We start from the raw sequence: 14,309 nt of genomic DNA on the forward strand, positions 1-14,309 counted from the left end.
TCGATCGTAATTCCCGCGTGTCGCGCCGACCGGTTCGATAGCGCGGCGGAAAAGTGCCCGGAGAACTGCCCGCGGACCCCTTTTCCCCTCGATTCCGCGCGGGCCACGGGAGCCGGCGCCGCACAGAAAGTACATGGTTCCACCACAGAACCTCCGTACGCCCTCTGTCGGAGCACCGTCGACGCGAGCATCATGGCGTGAGCTCGCGTCGGCGCGTGCGACGCGGGCTTCAGCGGGCCCGGGACGCGACGAGCGAAGGGGCGAGCGAGCGATGGGGACGCAGACCGTACAGGCGACGGCACGGCCCATGCGAAGCAGGCCACCGGGCGGCCGGGTGGTCGTCGACTGGCTGACCACCACCGACCACAAGAAGATCGGCCACCTCTACCTGATCACGTCGTTCCTGTTCTTCCTGGCCGGTGGTGTCATGGCCCTGGTGATGCGGGCCGAACTGGCCCGGCCAGGTATGCAGATCGTGAGCAACGAGCAGTTCAACCAGCTGTTCACCATGCACGGCACGATCATGCTGCTGCTCTTCGCGACGCCGACCTTCGCGGGCTTCGCCAATGAGCTGATGCCGCTCCAGATCGGCTCCCCGGACGTCGCCTTCCCGCGGCTCAACATGTTCTCGTACTGGCTGTTCCTGTTCGGCGGCCTGATCGTGATGGGGTCGCTGATCGTGCCGGACGGGCCGGCCTCCTACGGCTGGTTCGCCTACGCGCCCCTGAACAGCCTGGAACGCTCCCCCGGCATCGGCCCCGACCTGTGGATCATGGGTCTGGCGCTGGCCGGCTTCGGCACGATCCTCGGCGCGGTCAACTTCATCACCACCATCATCGGGATGCGCGCCCCCGGCATGACGATGTTCCGGATGCCGATCTTCGTGTGGAACACCCTGTTCACGTCGATCCTGATCCTGATGGCGTTCCCGGTCCTGGCGGCGGCCCTGCTCGTGCTGGAGGCCGACCGCAGGTTCGGCTCGGTGGTGTTCGAGGCGGCGAACGGGGGTGCGCTGCTGTGGCAGCACCTGTTCTGGTTCTTCGGGCATCCCGAGGTGTACATCATCGCGCTGCCGTTCTTCGGCATCATCACGGAGATCATCCCGGTCTTCAGCCGCAAGCCGATCTTCGGCTATCTGACGCTGGTCGGGGCGACGATGGCGATCACCGGTCTGTCGATCGTGGTGTGGGCGCACCACATGTTCGTCACCGGTGCGGTGCTGCTGCCGTTCTTCTCGTTCATGAGCTTCCTGATCGCCGTGCCCACGGGCGTGAAGTTCTTCAACTGGTCCGGGACCATGATCAAGGGCTCGCTGTCCTTCGAGACCCCGATGCTGTGGGCGACGGGCTTCCTGGTGACGTTCCTCTTCGGCGGTCTGACCGGGGTGATCCTGGCGTCGCCCCCGATGGACTTCCACGTCTCCGACTCGTACTTCGTGGTCGCCCACTTCCACTACGTCGTCTTCGGCACGGTCGTCTTCGCGATCTTCGCCGGGTTCCACTTCTGGTGGCCCAAGTTCACCGGCAAGATGCTCGACGAACGGCTCGGCAAGATGCACTTCTGGACGCTGTTCGTCGGCTTCCACACCACGTTCCTGGTGCAGCACTGGCTGGGCGCGGAGGGCATGCCGCGCCGGTACGCCGACTATCTCGCGGCCGACGGCTTCACCACGCTGAACACGGTCTCCACGATCGGCGCGTTCCTGCTGGGCCTGTCGACGCTGCCGTTCCTCTACAACGTCTGGCGGACCGCCAAGTACGGCAAGAAGGTCGAGGTCGACGACCCCTGGGGCTACGGACGCTCCCTGGAGTGGGCGACCTCCTGCCCGCCCCCGCGGCACAACTTCACGACGCTGCCGAAGGTCCGCTCGGAGTCCCCGGCGTTCGATCTGCACCATCCGGACCACGCGCTGGAGGCTCCGCAGCCCGAGCCAAAGAGCGAGCAAGCCGGCCATGAGCCGTCCTGATCGCCTCGACGAGCTCGGCCGGCTCCAGGACCTCGAACTCGAAGCCCATCAGCATCACATGGATCACCATGACGTCCAGGCTCCCGGCGCCGGTGCGCAGCAGGCAGCTGCCCGGCCCCTCCGCCTCCAGCTGCCCTGTCGTGGGCGAGACGGCCTCGGCCGCCTCCTCCAGGGGCACCAGCAGCCGGATGACGGCCTGCGCGGCGTACGCGCGCGTGGACACGCCCCGGGAGACGTACGCGGCGAGGTCCTCGGCGGGCGGCGTGCGCGGGGCGAAGCGCGGGCCGTGCGGCGGCCTGGGCGTGACGCGGTCGACGCGGAACGTACGCCAGTCCTCGCGGTCGAGGTCCCAGGCGACCAGGTACCAGCGGCGCTCGCTGCACACCAGGCGGTGCGGTTCGACGGTGCGGCGGGTGGACGCGCCCTCGTGGTCGCGGTACTCGAACCTGAGGCACTCGGAGTCCCGGCAGAGGTGGGCCAGTTCGGTGAGCACGGCGGGGTCGACGGCGGAGGGCTGCGGGCCGCGCAGCATCGGCACGGTGAAGGCGTTCAGGGCGCCGACGCGGCGGCGCAGCCGGTTCGGCAGGACCTGCTCCAGCTTGGCGAGGGCGCGTACGGACGTCTCGCCGATGCCCTCGATGCCCTGGCCGGCGGCGGTGCGCAGGCCGACGGCGACGGCGACCGCCTCGTCGTCGTCCAGCAGCAGAGGCGGCAGCTCGGCGCCGGCGCCGAGCTGGTAGCCGCCTCCGGTGCCGGGGCTTGCGTTGACGGGGTAGCCGAGCTCGCGGAGGCGGTCGACGTCACGGCGGACGGTGCGCGGGGTGACACCGAGCCGGTCGGCGAGTTCGGCGCCGGACCAGTCGCGGTGGGCCTGGAGGAGGGAGAGCAGGCGCAGCAGCCTCGCGGAGGTGTCCAGCATGATCCGAGTCTGCCAGTCGCCTAGTGGACCGGGTGGGCGGGCAGTACGGGCGGGTGCGGGTCCGTCGGGGTCGGTCGCGCAGTTCCCCGCGCCCCTAACGGCGTGGCCGTGAAGGGCGTCTCCTCGTACCGGCATTCGACGCTGAGGTTGCCCCCGCGTGTCTCGTACGGGACCCGGGAAGCGGCCGGATGGACGTCCATGGCGCCCGGCACGAGGCGGTCAGGGTGCTCGTCCCGGATGCTGGCGTAGGCGTCCCAGTGGCCCTCCGGCAGGGGAACGCTGCTGGGCAGAGCGGCGCGCAGGCGGCCGGTCGTGGCCGGGCTCAGGGGCAGGGTCACCTCCTCGTCGCCCTCGCGGTGGCGCAGCACGAGATGAGCCTCCATGGCCGGCCCGACGGCGGTGACGTCGAAGGTCAGTCCGCCGGCCGAGTCCGCGATGCAGTCGGCGCGCAGTGGTGCGGCCTGCGGCAGGGGCGTCATACGCTGCGGTTCCTCCCTCGGCTGTCGGCTCTGTCGGTTGGACCGGCGACGCGGCCTTTTGGTTGCCCGTCACGGCCGGTACGGCAGCTGCGGGACCTCGAAGCACGTGTCGTTCATGTCTCCCTGGGACACCCATCCCCGGCCGTCCGTCCAGCGGGCCACCGACAGGCAGGTCCGGCGGCTCTCGGGCGGCTCGGGCAGCCGCTCGAACGTGACCGGGAGCAGCAGGCCGCCGGCGGTGTACTCCTGGCTGCGGTTCATGTGGTCGTCGACGCACGCGCGCGTGACGCCCCGCGGGGCGCACGCCTTCGCGGCGTCCGTGAACCACTTCGCCGCCGCCCAGCCCTCCAGCTGCCACTGGGAGTGGCTCTCCAGGCCCTTGGTGGCGTCCCGGAACTCGCGTACGGCCGCCTGGCCGGTGTCCTCGAAGTTGCGGGACGACCCGGTCGCCCACAGGGCGTTGCGGCAGCGCGGGGCGTCCTCGTAGTCCTCGGCGACGGTGGACGTCCAGTTCTGTACGTTCGTCACCTTGGCGGTGACGTCGGCGCCGACGTCGTCCATCGCCTCGCACAGCCGGGCGTTGCCGTGGGTGTCGATGGCGTCGAAGACGAGGTCGGCGCCCTGCTCCTTGAGGTCGGCCGCCACCGCGCGGAAGTTCGGCAGGGCGAAGTCGACCTGCTCGGTGACGACCTTGTAGCCCTCGGCTTCCAGGCCCCGTTCGACGAGCCGGGCGTAGGCGGCCGACGCGGGCTGGTTGTAGGAGACGACGGCGGCCGTACGGGCTCCGTGCTCGCGTTTGAAGTAGCGGTAGACCTCCGTTCCGCCGTACTGCGCGCCGTCCCAGCCGGTCGTGCCGTCACGGGGCGCGAGGCTGCCGTAGATGCCGTACAGGTGCGGCCAGGTGTCGTAGGCGGCCCCGATGGGCTGGCCGCCGATGTCAGGCACGCCCGCGCGTGAGACGCGTGCGGCGCCCGCGTAGTCCAGGGCGGTGGTGGCGACCAGGGCGACGACCTTGTCCTCGTCGACGAGTTCGTGCACGCACTCGTTGTTGCCGACGCCGCTGCCGCCGTCGTCGCACAGGCGTACCTCGACGCGGCGGCCGTCGATGCCGCCGCGCGCGTCGAGGCGGTCGAAGTACGCCTTGGCACCGTCGCGCGGGCCGGTGAAGGCGTTGCCGCCGACCGGGCTGGTGGCGCTGGTGATGATGCCGACGCGGATCGGGGCGCGGTCCGCGGCCGGCTCCGAGGGTGCGCCCCGGTCCCGGTGCTCGAAGTCGCTCTCCGGCAGCCGGCTGCCGCACGCCGTACTCAGTGTCAGCAGCAGCACGGCGATCGCCGCCTCAGCACCCCGGGATCGGTGACCCATTGCCGCTCAACTGGACCAGCGCGCACAGGGTCTTGGCGGACACCTTCCAGGTGCCGTCCTGTTCGACGGCGGTTCCGGAGGCGTCCGGCAGGGCGGTGGCGCCCTTGAGGGTCAGGTCGTAGGTCACGTTCGCCTCGGTGGGCGAGGTGAACTCGATCTCGGAGACCTGCGCCTGGACCTGCCCGCCGCGCTCGTCACCGCTGAACGCCTGCAGGACCGGCGCCATCCGGTCGCCGTTCTCCAGAACGGTCTGCTTGTCCTTCAGCGAGGTCTCGGGGTCGAAGAACTTCTGCCAGTTCTGCTCGATCTCGGTCTCGGCCGCCTGCGTGTCGGCGGGCGCCGACGCGGGCGCCGACGTCCGGGACTGCTCGACGGTCGGTGTCGGCGGCGTCTCGCTGCCGCCGCCTCCCTCGTCGTCGCTGCACGCCGCGAGGGCCGGGGCGAGGAAGAGGAGCAGGGCGGCCGTCAGCGCCGTCCCCCGTCCCCTGTGCGTTGTGTGCCGCCTGACGTCGCTCCCGAGAACCATCTGGCTCACCGCCGGGTGTCGATCCGGGCCGTGCGCGCCCGGTGCTTTCAGGGTCAGCTTGCAGGAGGCATAGTGCAAGCCATTGGCTGACATGGACAGGCACATGCGCAGAAAGCCCGTGTGCACACACCCGAACCCGACGTGTGGGAGCCAGCGATGCGGACAGCCCGACTGCGGACCGTGCACCCCGTCCTGTGGGCCGGCTGGGCGGCGCTCGCGGCGGGCGCGGTGCTGTGCGTCATCGGCTGGTACGGCGTCTCCGGCGAGCGGTTCGCCGAGCGTCAGCTGCCGTATCTGGCGTCCTGCACGGTGCCCGGCGGCGCGCTGATCATCGCGGGGGCGGTGCTGCTGACCCACGGCCGGAACGCCCTCGCCGCCGCCCGCGTGGAGGAGCTGTACGGCCTTCTGGTGGCCGCGGAGCCCGAGGACGCCGGAGAGTCCGGTCCGGGCGCCGCGGCCCCGCTCGCGGTCAGCGGGGAGCTGCTGATGGTGCCCGGCGGCACGCTCTGGCACCGGGCGGACTGCCCGCTGGTCGCCGGGAAGGCCGAGGCGGTCCCGGTCGACGCGAAGCTGGTGCGCGGCGGCGAGCTGGGCCCGTGCCCGATCTGTGAGCCGGCCGAAGCGGATGACTGATGTCCTCGCTGACGTACGACCTCACGCTGGCCGGTCTCTCGGTCGGCAGCGCCGCCGCGCTCACCGGGATCGGCCTGGTGGTGACGTACCGCTCGACCGGGGTGCTCAACTTCGCGCACGGGGCGATCGCGATGGTGTGCGCGTATGTGCTGCGCCAGTGCGTCGTGGAGTGGGGCTGGCCGCTGTGGGCGGGGGCGGTGGTGACGCTGCTGGTCCTGGCGCCCGGCATCGGGATGCTGCTGGAACGGTTCGTCTTCCGGCCGCTGTCCGTCCTGGGCAGTGACCCGGCGCAGACCCTGGTCGCGTCCATCGGGGTGTTCGTGCTGCTCGTGGGCGGTGCGGCGCTGCTGTGGGGGCAGGGCGCGCGGGACGACGCGCCGGTACTGGTGTCGGCGGACCCCTGGGGTCAGCTCGCGGTGGCGCTGCTGCTGGCGGCCGGGGTGAGCGCGGTGATCCGCCGCACGCGCTTCGGACGGGAGCTGCGGGCCGTGGTGGACGACCGGCAGCTGGCCGTCCTCGGAGGGATCGACGCCGACCGGGTCGCGGCGGCGGGCTGGGCGTTCGGCTCGTTCACGGCGGGCCTGACCGGCGTCCTGCTCGCGCCGTACGTACGCCTCGACCCGTACGGCATGCCGCTGCTGGTGATGGAGGTCGTCGCGGTCGCGGTGGCCGCGCGCATGCGCAGTCTGCCGGTCGCGGTGGTGACGGCGCTGGCGATCGGCGTGGCGCAGAGCCAGCTCACCCGGCTGCATCCGGCGGGCTGGGGCGCGCCGCTGCTCCAGGCGGTCAGTACGAACCTGTTCGTGGTGGCCCTGCTGATCGCGGCGCTGGCCCTGCCGAGCGTGGGCACGCGCGACGCGCTCCCGCGCACCTCCACCGCGCGCGTGCCCACCCCTCCGGGCGCCTGGATCGTGGCGATGGTGCTCTTCCTGCTCCCCCTCGGCTTCGCGGGTTCGGACCTGCACACGTCGGTGCAGGTGCCGGCGCTGGGCGTGGTGCTGCTGTCCCTGGTCGTCGTCACGGGCCGCGGCGGCCAGATCTCCCTCGGGCAGGCGGCCTACGCGGGCCTGGGTGCCCTGTTCACGGCCCTGCTGGCGGCCGGCCGCTTCCCGGGACTGCCCCGGCTGCCGGAGCTGGCCGCGCTGGCCCTGGCGGTCGTCCTGGTGGCCCCGCTGGGCCTCCTGACCGGCTGGCCGGCGATCAGCCGCCGCGGCCTGGCGCTGGCCCTGGCGACGTTCGCGGTCGGCGTCGGCGTGAGCCGCTTCGTCTTCGCCCAGCCGTACGCGATCGCGGGTCTGTCGCTCGGCCGCCCGGCGGGCTTCGAGGGCGACCGCGCGTACTACGTCCTGGAACTCGCCCTCCTGGCGGCGGCCCTGCTGGCGACCTGGCTGCTGCGCCGGGGCCGCACGGGCCGCGCCCTGGCGGCGATGCGCGACCACGAGTCCGGGGCGTCGGCGGCGGGCGTGCGGGTGCCCTCCCTCAAGCTCCTGGCCTTCGTCTCGGGCGCCGCCCTGGCCGCCCTCGGCGGCGGCATGCTCGGCATGGGCCTGCGCGCCTTCGACCCCGCCGCCTACGACCCCGTCCGCGGCCTCCTCTGGTTCGCCGCGGTGGTGGTCCTGGGCGCCGACAGCACCCTGGGCGCCCTGGCCGCCGCGGCCCTCCTGGTCGGCCTGGACGCGGGCGCCCGCGGCGGGGTGGCCGCCGCGCTCATCGGCGTGCTGGCGGTCCTGGTCGGCCGCTTCCCCGGCGGCCCGTACGAGGCTCTCCGCACGGCGACGACCCACCTGCGCCGGATCCCACGACTCACCCCCCAGGGAACCCGCGCACGACACCTACTGCACCCACCACCCCCGGGACCACCCCCGCCCCCGACCTTGACGGGCCTGACGGCATCGGGCGCCGGGACCACGCCGGCCCGGCAGAAGCAGGCAGCAGCCGGGGAGCCACACCGGCCGCCAACGGGGGCGCGGACGACCACCACAGCCGACGGGACACGGGCGGCCACGACAGCCGACGGGGCTCGGACGGCCACCACAGCCGACGGAACGCGGGAGCACACCACAGCCGACGGAACGCCGGAGCGCACCACAGCGGACCAGGCACGACAGCCGACGCCAGGAGCGCGGGAGCCGACAGCAGCAGCGCAGGAGCCGACAGCAGGAGCGCGGGAGCCGACGGCAACCGAGCACGCGCGACGGTCCGGGGCCCCGGCGCGTCCCGCCGCGGCCGCCGGCGGTGCTCGGCCCCCACAGGGGCCACCCGCACCCGGCGACGAGACCAGCACGGGCGGTGCGGGTGGGAAACCGAACGCGGCCGAAGGCCGCGAGCCCGCCCCCGTCCCCGGCCCGGCACTCGCACCCGCACCCGCACCCGCCCAGAACCCCCCACTCACCGCCCACCACCTCCAGGCCCGCTACGACGGATTCACCGCCCTGCAGGACGTCACCCTCACCGTCCCGCCCGCCCACATCACCGCCGTCGTCGGCCCCAACGGCGCCGGCAAGACCACCCTGTTCCACTGCCTGGCCGGCACCCACCGCCCCGCCCACGGCCAAGTACGCCTCGGCACCCGCGACATCACCCACCTGGCCGCCCACGCCCGCACCCGCCTCGGCGTCGCCCGCACCTTCCAGCAACTGGCCGTCTTCCCCTCACTGACCGTCGCCGAGAACGTCCGCGTCGGCGCCGAACAGGGCAGGCTCCAGGACCCGTCGTCCGTGGAGAGGTCCCTCCGGCTCCTCGGCCTGGACGGCCCCGTACGTTCCCTGCCCGCCGCCGGCCTCCCCACCGGCACCCTCCGGCGGGTCGAGCTGGCCCGTGCCCTCGCGGGCGGCCCGCGCGTCCTGCTGCTCGACGAACCCGCCGCCGGCCTGGACACGGCGGAAGTCACCGCGCTCGCCCGCATCCTGAAGGCCCTCGCGGCGGACGGCATGGCCCTGCTCGTCGTCGAACACGACCTCGACCTGGTCGCCGACCTCGCCGACACGGTGCACGTCATGGCGGCGGGCCGCATCGTCGCCTCCGGCCCACCCGCCCGCGTACTCGACGTACTGGATGCGGCAGACACCCGGGAGGCCCCCGCATGACGACCGTCTCGCTGCGCCACGCACGCGTGCGCTACGGCCCCTTGGAGGCCCTGCACGGCGTCACGCTCGCCGCCGCCGGCCCCGGCCTCACCGTCCTGCTGGGCCGCAACGGATCCGGCCGTACGACGGCCCTGCGCGCGCTGGCCGGAACGGTACGGCTGTCCGGCGGCGCGGTGGTGTGGGACGGCGTCGACGTGACCCGGACACCCGCCCACGAGCGCGCCCGCCGCGGCCTGTGCCTGGTCCCCGAGCGGCAGGCGGTCTTCGGCTCCCTCACCGTGCGCGAGAACCTGGAACTGGCGGCCCGTTCCCATGACGCCGCCCTGGACGCCTTCCCGCCGCTGGAAGCCCTCCTCGCGCGCCGCGCCGGCACGCTGTCCGGCGGCGAGCAGCGCATGCTGGCGCTCTCCCGCGCCCTGCTGGCACGCGCGCGTGTCGTCCTCGTGGACGAGCCGGCGCAGGGCATGTCACCCGCGGTCGCCGCCCGTACGTACGAGTTGCTGAGCGGCCTCGACGCGTGCGTGGTCGTCGCGGAGCAACGACTGCCGCCCGTCCTGCGGGGCCGGGCGGCACTCGTTCACGAACTGCGGCGGGGCGCCGTCGTGTTCAGCGGAGAGGCGGGCGAGTACGAGCGCCGGGCAACGCGGCGTCCAGCCTCGCCCCCCTCGGCATGAGCAGCAGACGGGGGTTGAGCCGCTGCTTGGCGATGTCGGCCTGCGGCTTCTCCAGCTTCATACGGCCCTTGAGTCCGTACCGCCGGGAGCAGTGCGGCCAGGCCCCCCAGCCCTGTACCGCCACGACCTTGCGGGCGATGTCGATCTGCTCCTTGCGGCTGGCGAGGTCCGCGCGCGGGGCGTACTTCCGCCCGCCGAAGCCCTCCCAGGTCGGCTGCGAGAACTGAAGCCCGCCGTAGTGGCCGTTGCCGGTGTTGATGTGCCAATCCCCGCCGCTCTCGCACTTGGCGACACAGCCCCAGGGCCAATGACTCTTGGCACAGGCCAGGGACGCGGGTTTGGGAGGGGGGCCGGAGGCCGGTAGCGGAGACGCCACCTGGGGGGCGTGCGTGGCGTGCGACGTGCCCGGGGCGACGGCGGTCAACAGAGCGGTGGCCAGGGCGATCGTGAGCGGTGCGTATTTCATATCAGCACGCTAGGCAGCTTATTGTCCACGATCTGCGCGGCACGTCGGACGGTCGCGGGTGCCCCACCCGGTCGGCGGACCGGGCGGGGCTCCGGGACGGCACTCAGAGTTCGAGTCGCTGCCCCGGGATGATCAAGTGGGGATCGGCGCCGATGACGGACTCGTTGGCGGCGTGGAGCGCCCGCCAGGTGGTCCCGTGCCGGGCGGCGATGCCGCTCAGCGTGTCGCCCTCACGGACGGTGTAGTCACCGCGGGACGAGTCGCGGGTCTGGTGCCCCGAGGAACGCTCCGGCGCCTGTGACGGAGCGGCGGGGGCCGACTTGGCGGTCGAGGGGGCCGCCTTGCTGGCGGAGGACTCCGAACCGCCCGCGGAGGCCGCGGGGGCGCTGCCGTACGCTCCGGCCCGGGCCGAACAGGTCGGCCACGCGCCCCACCCCTGCGCGCGCTGGACCTTGGTGGCCACAGCGATCTGCTGGGCCCTGTCGGCCCGGTCCGCCGTCGGCGCGTAGGCGGTACCGCCGTACGCGCGCCAGGTGGAGGCGGAGAACTGCAGTCCGCCGTAGTAGCCGTTGCCGGTGTTGATGTGCCAGTTGCCGCCGCTCTCGCACTGGGCGATGCGGTCCCAGACTCCACTGTCCGCCGCTGTGGCGTTGCCTGTCGCGGCCAGCAGTCCGAGCGGGGCGAGCAGTGCCGCCCCGGCGAGGACCGCCGTCGTACGCGTCCGGCTCGTGTTCGAAGCCTTCGGCGCCTTGCGAGCGTTGTCGTGAGTGGTATCGGCACATTCGGACATGTAGGTCCCTCTCGAAGGACCCGGGCTCCCCCAGGACGGCACGCGACCCTGCACGCCATGGGACGTGCGGGTCACGCTCGCCCCGTCCGCCGGAAGGTCGTTCGGTGAAGCATGCTGGTGCGGTCGGCGGACGTACCCGAGCGGTGCTCGCTGCACACGGCGGAGGAATGTAGGGACACCGACCGGCCGGGATCAACCAACTCCTCGTCGGTCCAGGCCAGTTAGCCGTTACCTCCGGTATCGGCGATTTTCAGCCACCCACTTCATTCCCTGATTTCCGGATTTGTCGACCTGCGACCCCGACGATCTGTGATGCACCCCACGCAACCAACTTCCTTGCATTTCCCGGCACTTGACGGTGAGTGGGCGATTCCGCACACAAGGTGACCCTCCGCGTCGGATGGTTCGATTCCGTTCGCTGTCGTGCGTGACTCCCGCCACAGATCGCCCGTTGTCTTTTCATGAGCCCGGGATCCGCCCGGTTCACGGGCCGGGAGCCACCCGACCCCGCCACGCACCACATCCCGAGGAGCCACCCGTGCCGCGCATGCTCGATGTCAGCGACGAGGTACGTGCCGAGATCGGCGACGAGGAAGCCGACCGGCTGCTCGCCGGGGAGAACGCCCCCGGCAGTTACGACTGCACGTCCTGCCGCACCCCGGGCGACTCCGAACAGGAGCGCACCAGCACCGTCCTGTTCATCGGGGACGAGACCGCCGTCCTCGCCTTCGCCCACGCCACCTGCCTGCCCTCGCAGGTCGTGCAGGTCACCGAGGAGCAGCTGCAGGGCGCCGTGAAGTCCATCACCGGTGACCGGGTCGACCTGGAGCCGGAGGCGATCGTGCCGGAGCAGGCCGTACTCGGCGTGACCAGCGGACTGGTGCTCATCGCCGGGGAGCTGCACCCCGCGCTCGTCGTCGAGCCCACCGGGCCCATCGTGCGCCCCGGGGCGGTCGGCGCCGGGGACGACTTCCTTCCGCTGCTCATCGAACAGGGGTTCATGCCGGCGACCGAGCTGGCCGATGTGCCGCCGGTGCTGCACGGCTGGTCGGTGCTGCTGGCCATGGGGCAGCTGCACGCGGTGCTGCAGCCCGGCACGAACGGCGGGCAGCCGGTCGCGTGGTGGCAGGCGCACCAGCCGCTGCTGGTGACGGACGGCTGGCGGGCCGCCGCGAACAAGCACCAGCAGGTGCTGATGTTCGCCGCGCCGGTGGGATCCATCGGGCGCCAGCCCCGCGAGGACCTGCTCCGGGACGCGCTGGACAAGGCCGCGGCGAACGGGAAGTTGGTCGCGGCGGCGCTGCCGCTTGCCGGCACCTGAGAAGCGCCTGTTCAGCGGGGGCTGCACGGAGTTCGGCGGCTGCGGGTCACGGGTGGCCGGTCGCGCAGTTCCCCGCGCCCCTTTGGTGCGCTGCCCAGCCGCATCTCTTCCGGTGCCGGGTCGTTTGGACATACGTGCATGCATACGACGTTCCCCGCCATCAGGGCGGCCCCTCGCCCACGCCTATCTACGACGCGCTCTATGCCGAGTACGTCAAGTCCTTCCGTTCGCTGCCGGGTGATCGCAGTGGCGAGGAGGACCTGGGGTTCATCGCCTTCGGGAACATCGAGCGTGGTACGGGGCCGTACGGCGGGCATCGCCCGGGGTCGTTCAGCAGCTCGTACAGCGCCTACAGCGCGGGGGCGCACAGCGCGCGCCACGGCAGCGGTCAGCAGCCGCAGTGGCAGCGGGTCGGGCACATCGGCCAGCAGGGCACGGGGATGCACCACGTCCCGGCCGCGCTGCCGCCGGCGCGCCGAGGCTGAACACATGTGAAGGGCGGCCCCACTGCGGGCCGCCCTTCAGCCATGTCTGCTACTTCTTCCTGCCGCGCTTCTCGCGGACCCGCACCGAGATGTGGATCGGCGTCCCCTCGAAGCCGAACTCCTCACGCAGCCGGCGCTCGATGAAGCGGCGGTAGCCCGCCTCGATGAAGCCGGAGGCGAAGAGCACGAACCGCGGGGGCTTGGTGCCCGCCTGGGTGCCGAACAGGATGCGGGGCTGCTTGCCGCCGCGGATCGGGTGCGGGTGGGCGGCGACCAGCTCACCGAGGAAGGCGTTCAGCCGTCCGGTCGGGACCCGGGTCTCCCAGCCCGCGAGGGCCGTCTCGATCGCCGGGACCAGCTTCTCCATGTGCCGTCCGGTGCGCGCCGAGACGTTCACCCGGGGCGCCCAGACGACCTGGCCGAGCTCGGTCTCGATCTCCCGCTCCAGGTAGTAGCGGCGCTCCTCGTCGAGGGTGTCCCACTTGTTGTAGGCGATGACGATCGCCCGGCCCGCCTCGACGGCCATGGTGACGATGCGCTGGTCCTGGACCGAGATGGACTCGGAGCCGTCGATCAGGATCACCGCGACCTCGGCCTTCTCGACGGCGGCCGCGGTGCGCAGCGAGGCGTAGTAGTCGGCGCCCTGCTGGAGGTGGACGCGCTTGCGGATGCCCGCCGTGTCGACGAACTTCCAGGTGACACCGCCGAGTTCGATGAGCTCGTCGACCGGGTCGCGGGTGGTGCCGGCCAGCTCGTTGACGACGACGCGCTCCTCGCCGGCCACCTTGTTCAGCAGCGAGGACTTGCCGACGTTCGGGCGGCCGATCAGGGCGATGCGGCGCGGGCCGCCGACCCCGGTGCCGAAGGTCTGCGCGGGCGCCTCCGGCAGCGCCTCCAGGACGGCGTCCAGCATGTCGCCGGTGCCGCGGCCGTGCAGCGCCGAGACCGGGTGCGGCTCGCCGAGGCCGAGGGACCACAGGTATGAGGCGTCCGCCTCGCCGCTGGGGCCGTCGACCTTGTTGGCACACAGCACGACGGGCTTGCCGGCCTTGCGCAGCAGTCGTACGACCGCCTCGTCGGTGTCGGTGGCGCCCACCTTGGCGTCGACGACGAACACGACGGCGTCGGCGGCCTCGATCGCGAACTCGGCCTGCGCGGCCACGGAGGCGTCGATGCCGAAGACGTCCTGCTCCCAGCCGCCGGTGTCGACGACCTTGAAGCGGCGGCCCGCCCACTCGGCCTCGTAGGTCACACGGTCGCGGGTGACGCCCGGCTTGTCCTCGACGACGGCCTCACGGCGCCCGATGATGCGGTTGACGAGCGTCGACTTGCCGACGTTCGGCCGTCCGACGACGGCGAGGACGGGCAGCGGGCCGTGGCCGGCCGCCTCGATGGCGCCCTCGACGTCCTCGAGGTCGAAGCCCTCTTCCGCGGCGAGCTCCATGAACTCCGCGTACTCGGCGTCGCCAAGCTCTCCGTGGTCGTGCTCCTCGCCCGAGCCCTCGGAGTGGATGTGGTCGTTCATGAAAGTCCGTACCTCGTCGTTCATCGTGGTGATCGGTGGAACGTCCGGTTTTCTCCCGGCTGATCCACTACTCA

12 protein-coding genes and 1 pseudogene are annotated in these 14,309 nt (G+C 72.3%); 6 read left to right on the top strand and 7 right to left on the bottom strand.

Going from position 1 to position 14,309, the window contains the following annotated elements:
* Window positions 1–307: 307 nt before the first annotated feature.
* Window positions 308–1,804 (top strand): annotated as a pseudogene (gene ctaD, locus ACGFW6_RS40090) (cytochrome c oxidase subunit I); the annotation flags it as partial.
* 40 nt (window positions 1,805–1,844) lie between these two features.
* Here ctaD and ACGFW6_RS40095 read toward each other — a convergent pair.
* The 4 genes from ACGFW6_RS40095 to ACGFW6_RS40110 form a co-directional block, all read right to left on the bottom strand.
* The gene (locus ACGFW6_RS40095) at window positions 1,845–2,885 is read right to left on the bottom strand and encodes a helix-turn-helix transcriptional regulator (RefSeq protein WP_393521421.1); all 1,041 of its coding nucleotides are present in this window, start codon (window positions 2,883–2,885) and stop codon (window positions 1,845–1,847) included.
* A 20-nt stretch (window positions 2,886–2,905) separates the two neighbouring features.
* The gene (locus ACGFW6_RS40100; RefSeq protein WP_393521423.1) at window positions 2,906–3,364 is read right to left on the bottom strand and encodes a hypothetical protein; all 459 of its coding nucleotides are present in this window, start codon (window positions 3,362–3,364) and stop codon (window positions 2,906–2,908) included.
* A 69-nt stretch (window positions 3,365–3,433) separates the two neighbouring features.
* Window positions 3,434–4,729, bottom strand: coding sequence for an ABC transporter substrate-binding protein (locus tag ACGFW6_RS40105; protein WP_393521425.1), 1,296 nt, complete (start codon window positions 4,727–4,729; stop codon window positions 3,434–3,436).
* Window positions 4,704–5,255, bottom strand: a complete 552-nt coding sequence (locus ACGFW6_RS40110; RefSeq protein WP_393521427.1) for a hypothetical protein — start codon at window positions 5,253–5,255, stop codon at window positions 4,704–4,706. The genes ACGFW6_RS40105 and ACGFW6_RS40110 overlap by 26 nt, the downstream gene beginning before the upstream one ends.
* Before the next feature lie 156 nt (window positions 5,256–5,411).
* On the opposite strand from ACGFW6_RS40110, the gene ACGFW6_RS40115 reads away from it, so the two are divergent.
* From ACGFW6_RS40115 to ACGFW6_RS40125, 3 genes are read left to right on the top strand one after another with little or no spacing between them, the layout of a single operon-like run.
* Window positions 5,412–5,888: a hypothetical protein gene (locus ACGFW6_RS40115; protein WP_393521429.1), complete on the top strand. Its 477-nt coding sequence runs from the start codon at window positions 5,412–5,414 to the stop codon at window positions 5,886–5,888.
* A complete protein-coding gene (locus ACGFW6_RS40120; protein WP_393521431.1) occupies window positions 5,888–8,974 on the top strand; it encodes an ATP-binding cassette domain-containing protein in 3,087 nt (1,028 codons plus the stop codon). Before ACGFW6_RS40115 ends, ACGFW6_RS40120 begins: the two co-directional genes overlap by 1 nt.
* Complete coding sequence (locus ACGFW6_RS40125; protein WP_393521433.1) at window positions 8,971–9,648, top strand: ABC transporter ATP-binding protein; 678 nt, start codon at window positions 8,971–8,973, stop codon at window positions 9,646–9,648. Before ACGFW6_RS40120 ends, ACGFW6_RS40125 begins: the two co-directional genes overlap by 4 nt.
* On the opposite strand, the gene ACGFW6_RS40130 is transcribed toward ACGFW6_RS40125, so the two are convergent.
* On the bottom strand, window positions 9,581–10,114 hold the full coding sequence (locus ACGFW6_RS40130; RefSeq protein ID WP_393521435.1) for a transglycosylase family protein: 534 nt from the start codon (window positions 10,112–10,114) through the stop codon (window positions 9,581–9,583). The genes ACGFW6_RS40125 and ACGFW6_RS40130 overlap by 68 nt on opposite strands.
* 103 nt (window positions 10,115–10,217) lie before the next feature.
* The gene (locus ACGFW6_RS40135) at window positions 10,218–10,904 is read right to left on the bottom strand and encodes a transglycosylase family protein (protein ID WP_393521437.1); all 687 of its coding nucleotides are present in this window, start codon (window positions 10,902–10,904) and stop codon (window positions 10,218–10,220) included.
* 538 nt (window positions 10,905–11,442) lie between these two features.
* Here ACGFW6_RS40135 and ACGFW6_RS40140 point away from each other — a divergent pair.
* The gene (locus ACGFW6_RS40140; RefSeq protein WP_393521439.1) at window positions 11,443–12,225 is read left to right on the top strand and encodes a hypothetical protein; all 783 of its coding nucleotides are present in this window, start codon (window positions 11,443–11,445) and stop codon (window positions 12,223–12,225) included.
* A 134-nt stretch (window positions 12,226–12,359) separates the two neighbouring features.
* Window positions 12,360–12,710, top strand: a complete 351-nt coding sequence (locus ACGFW6_RS40145) for a hypothetical protein (protein ID WP_030958440.1) — start codon at window positions 12,360–12,362, stop codon at window positions 12,708–12,710.
* A 49-nt stretch (window positions 12,711–12,759) separates the two neighbouring features.
* Here the strand turns inward: ACGFW6_RS40145 and der are convergent, their stop codons facing one another.
* Window positions 12,760–14,235 (bottom strand): ribosome biogenesis GTPase Der, encoded by a 1,476-nt coding sequence (gene der / locus ACGFW6_RS40150; protein ID WP_393521441.1) that lies wholly within the window; start codon window positions 14,233–14,235, stop codon window positions 12,760–12,762.
* Window positions 14,236–14,309 lie beyond the last annotated feature (74 nt).

Source organism: Streptomyces sp. Y7 (assembly GCF_043195415.1).
GTDB lineage: Bacteria > Actinomycetota > Actinomycetes > Streptomycetales > Streptomycetaceae > Streptomyces.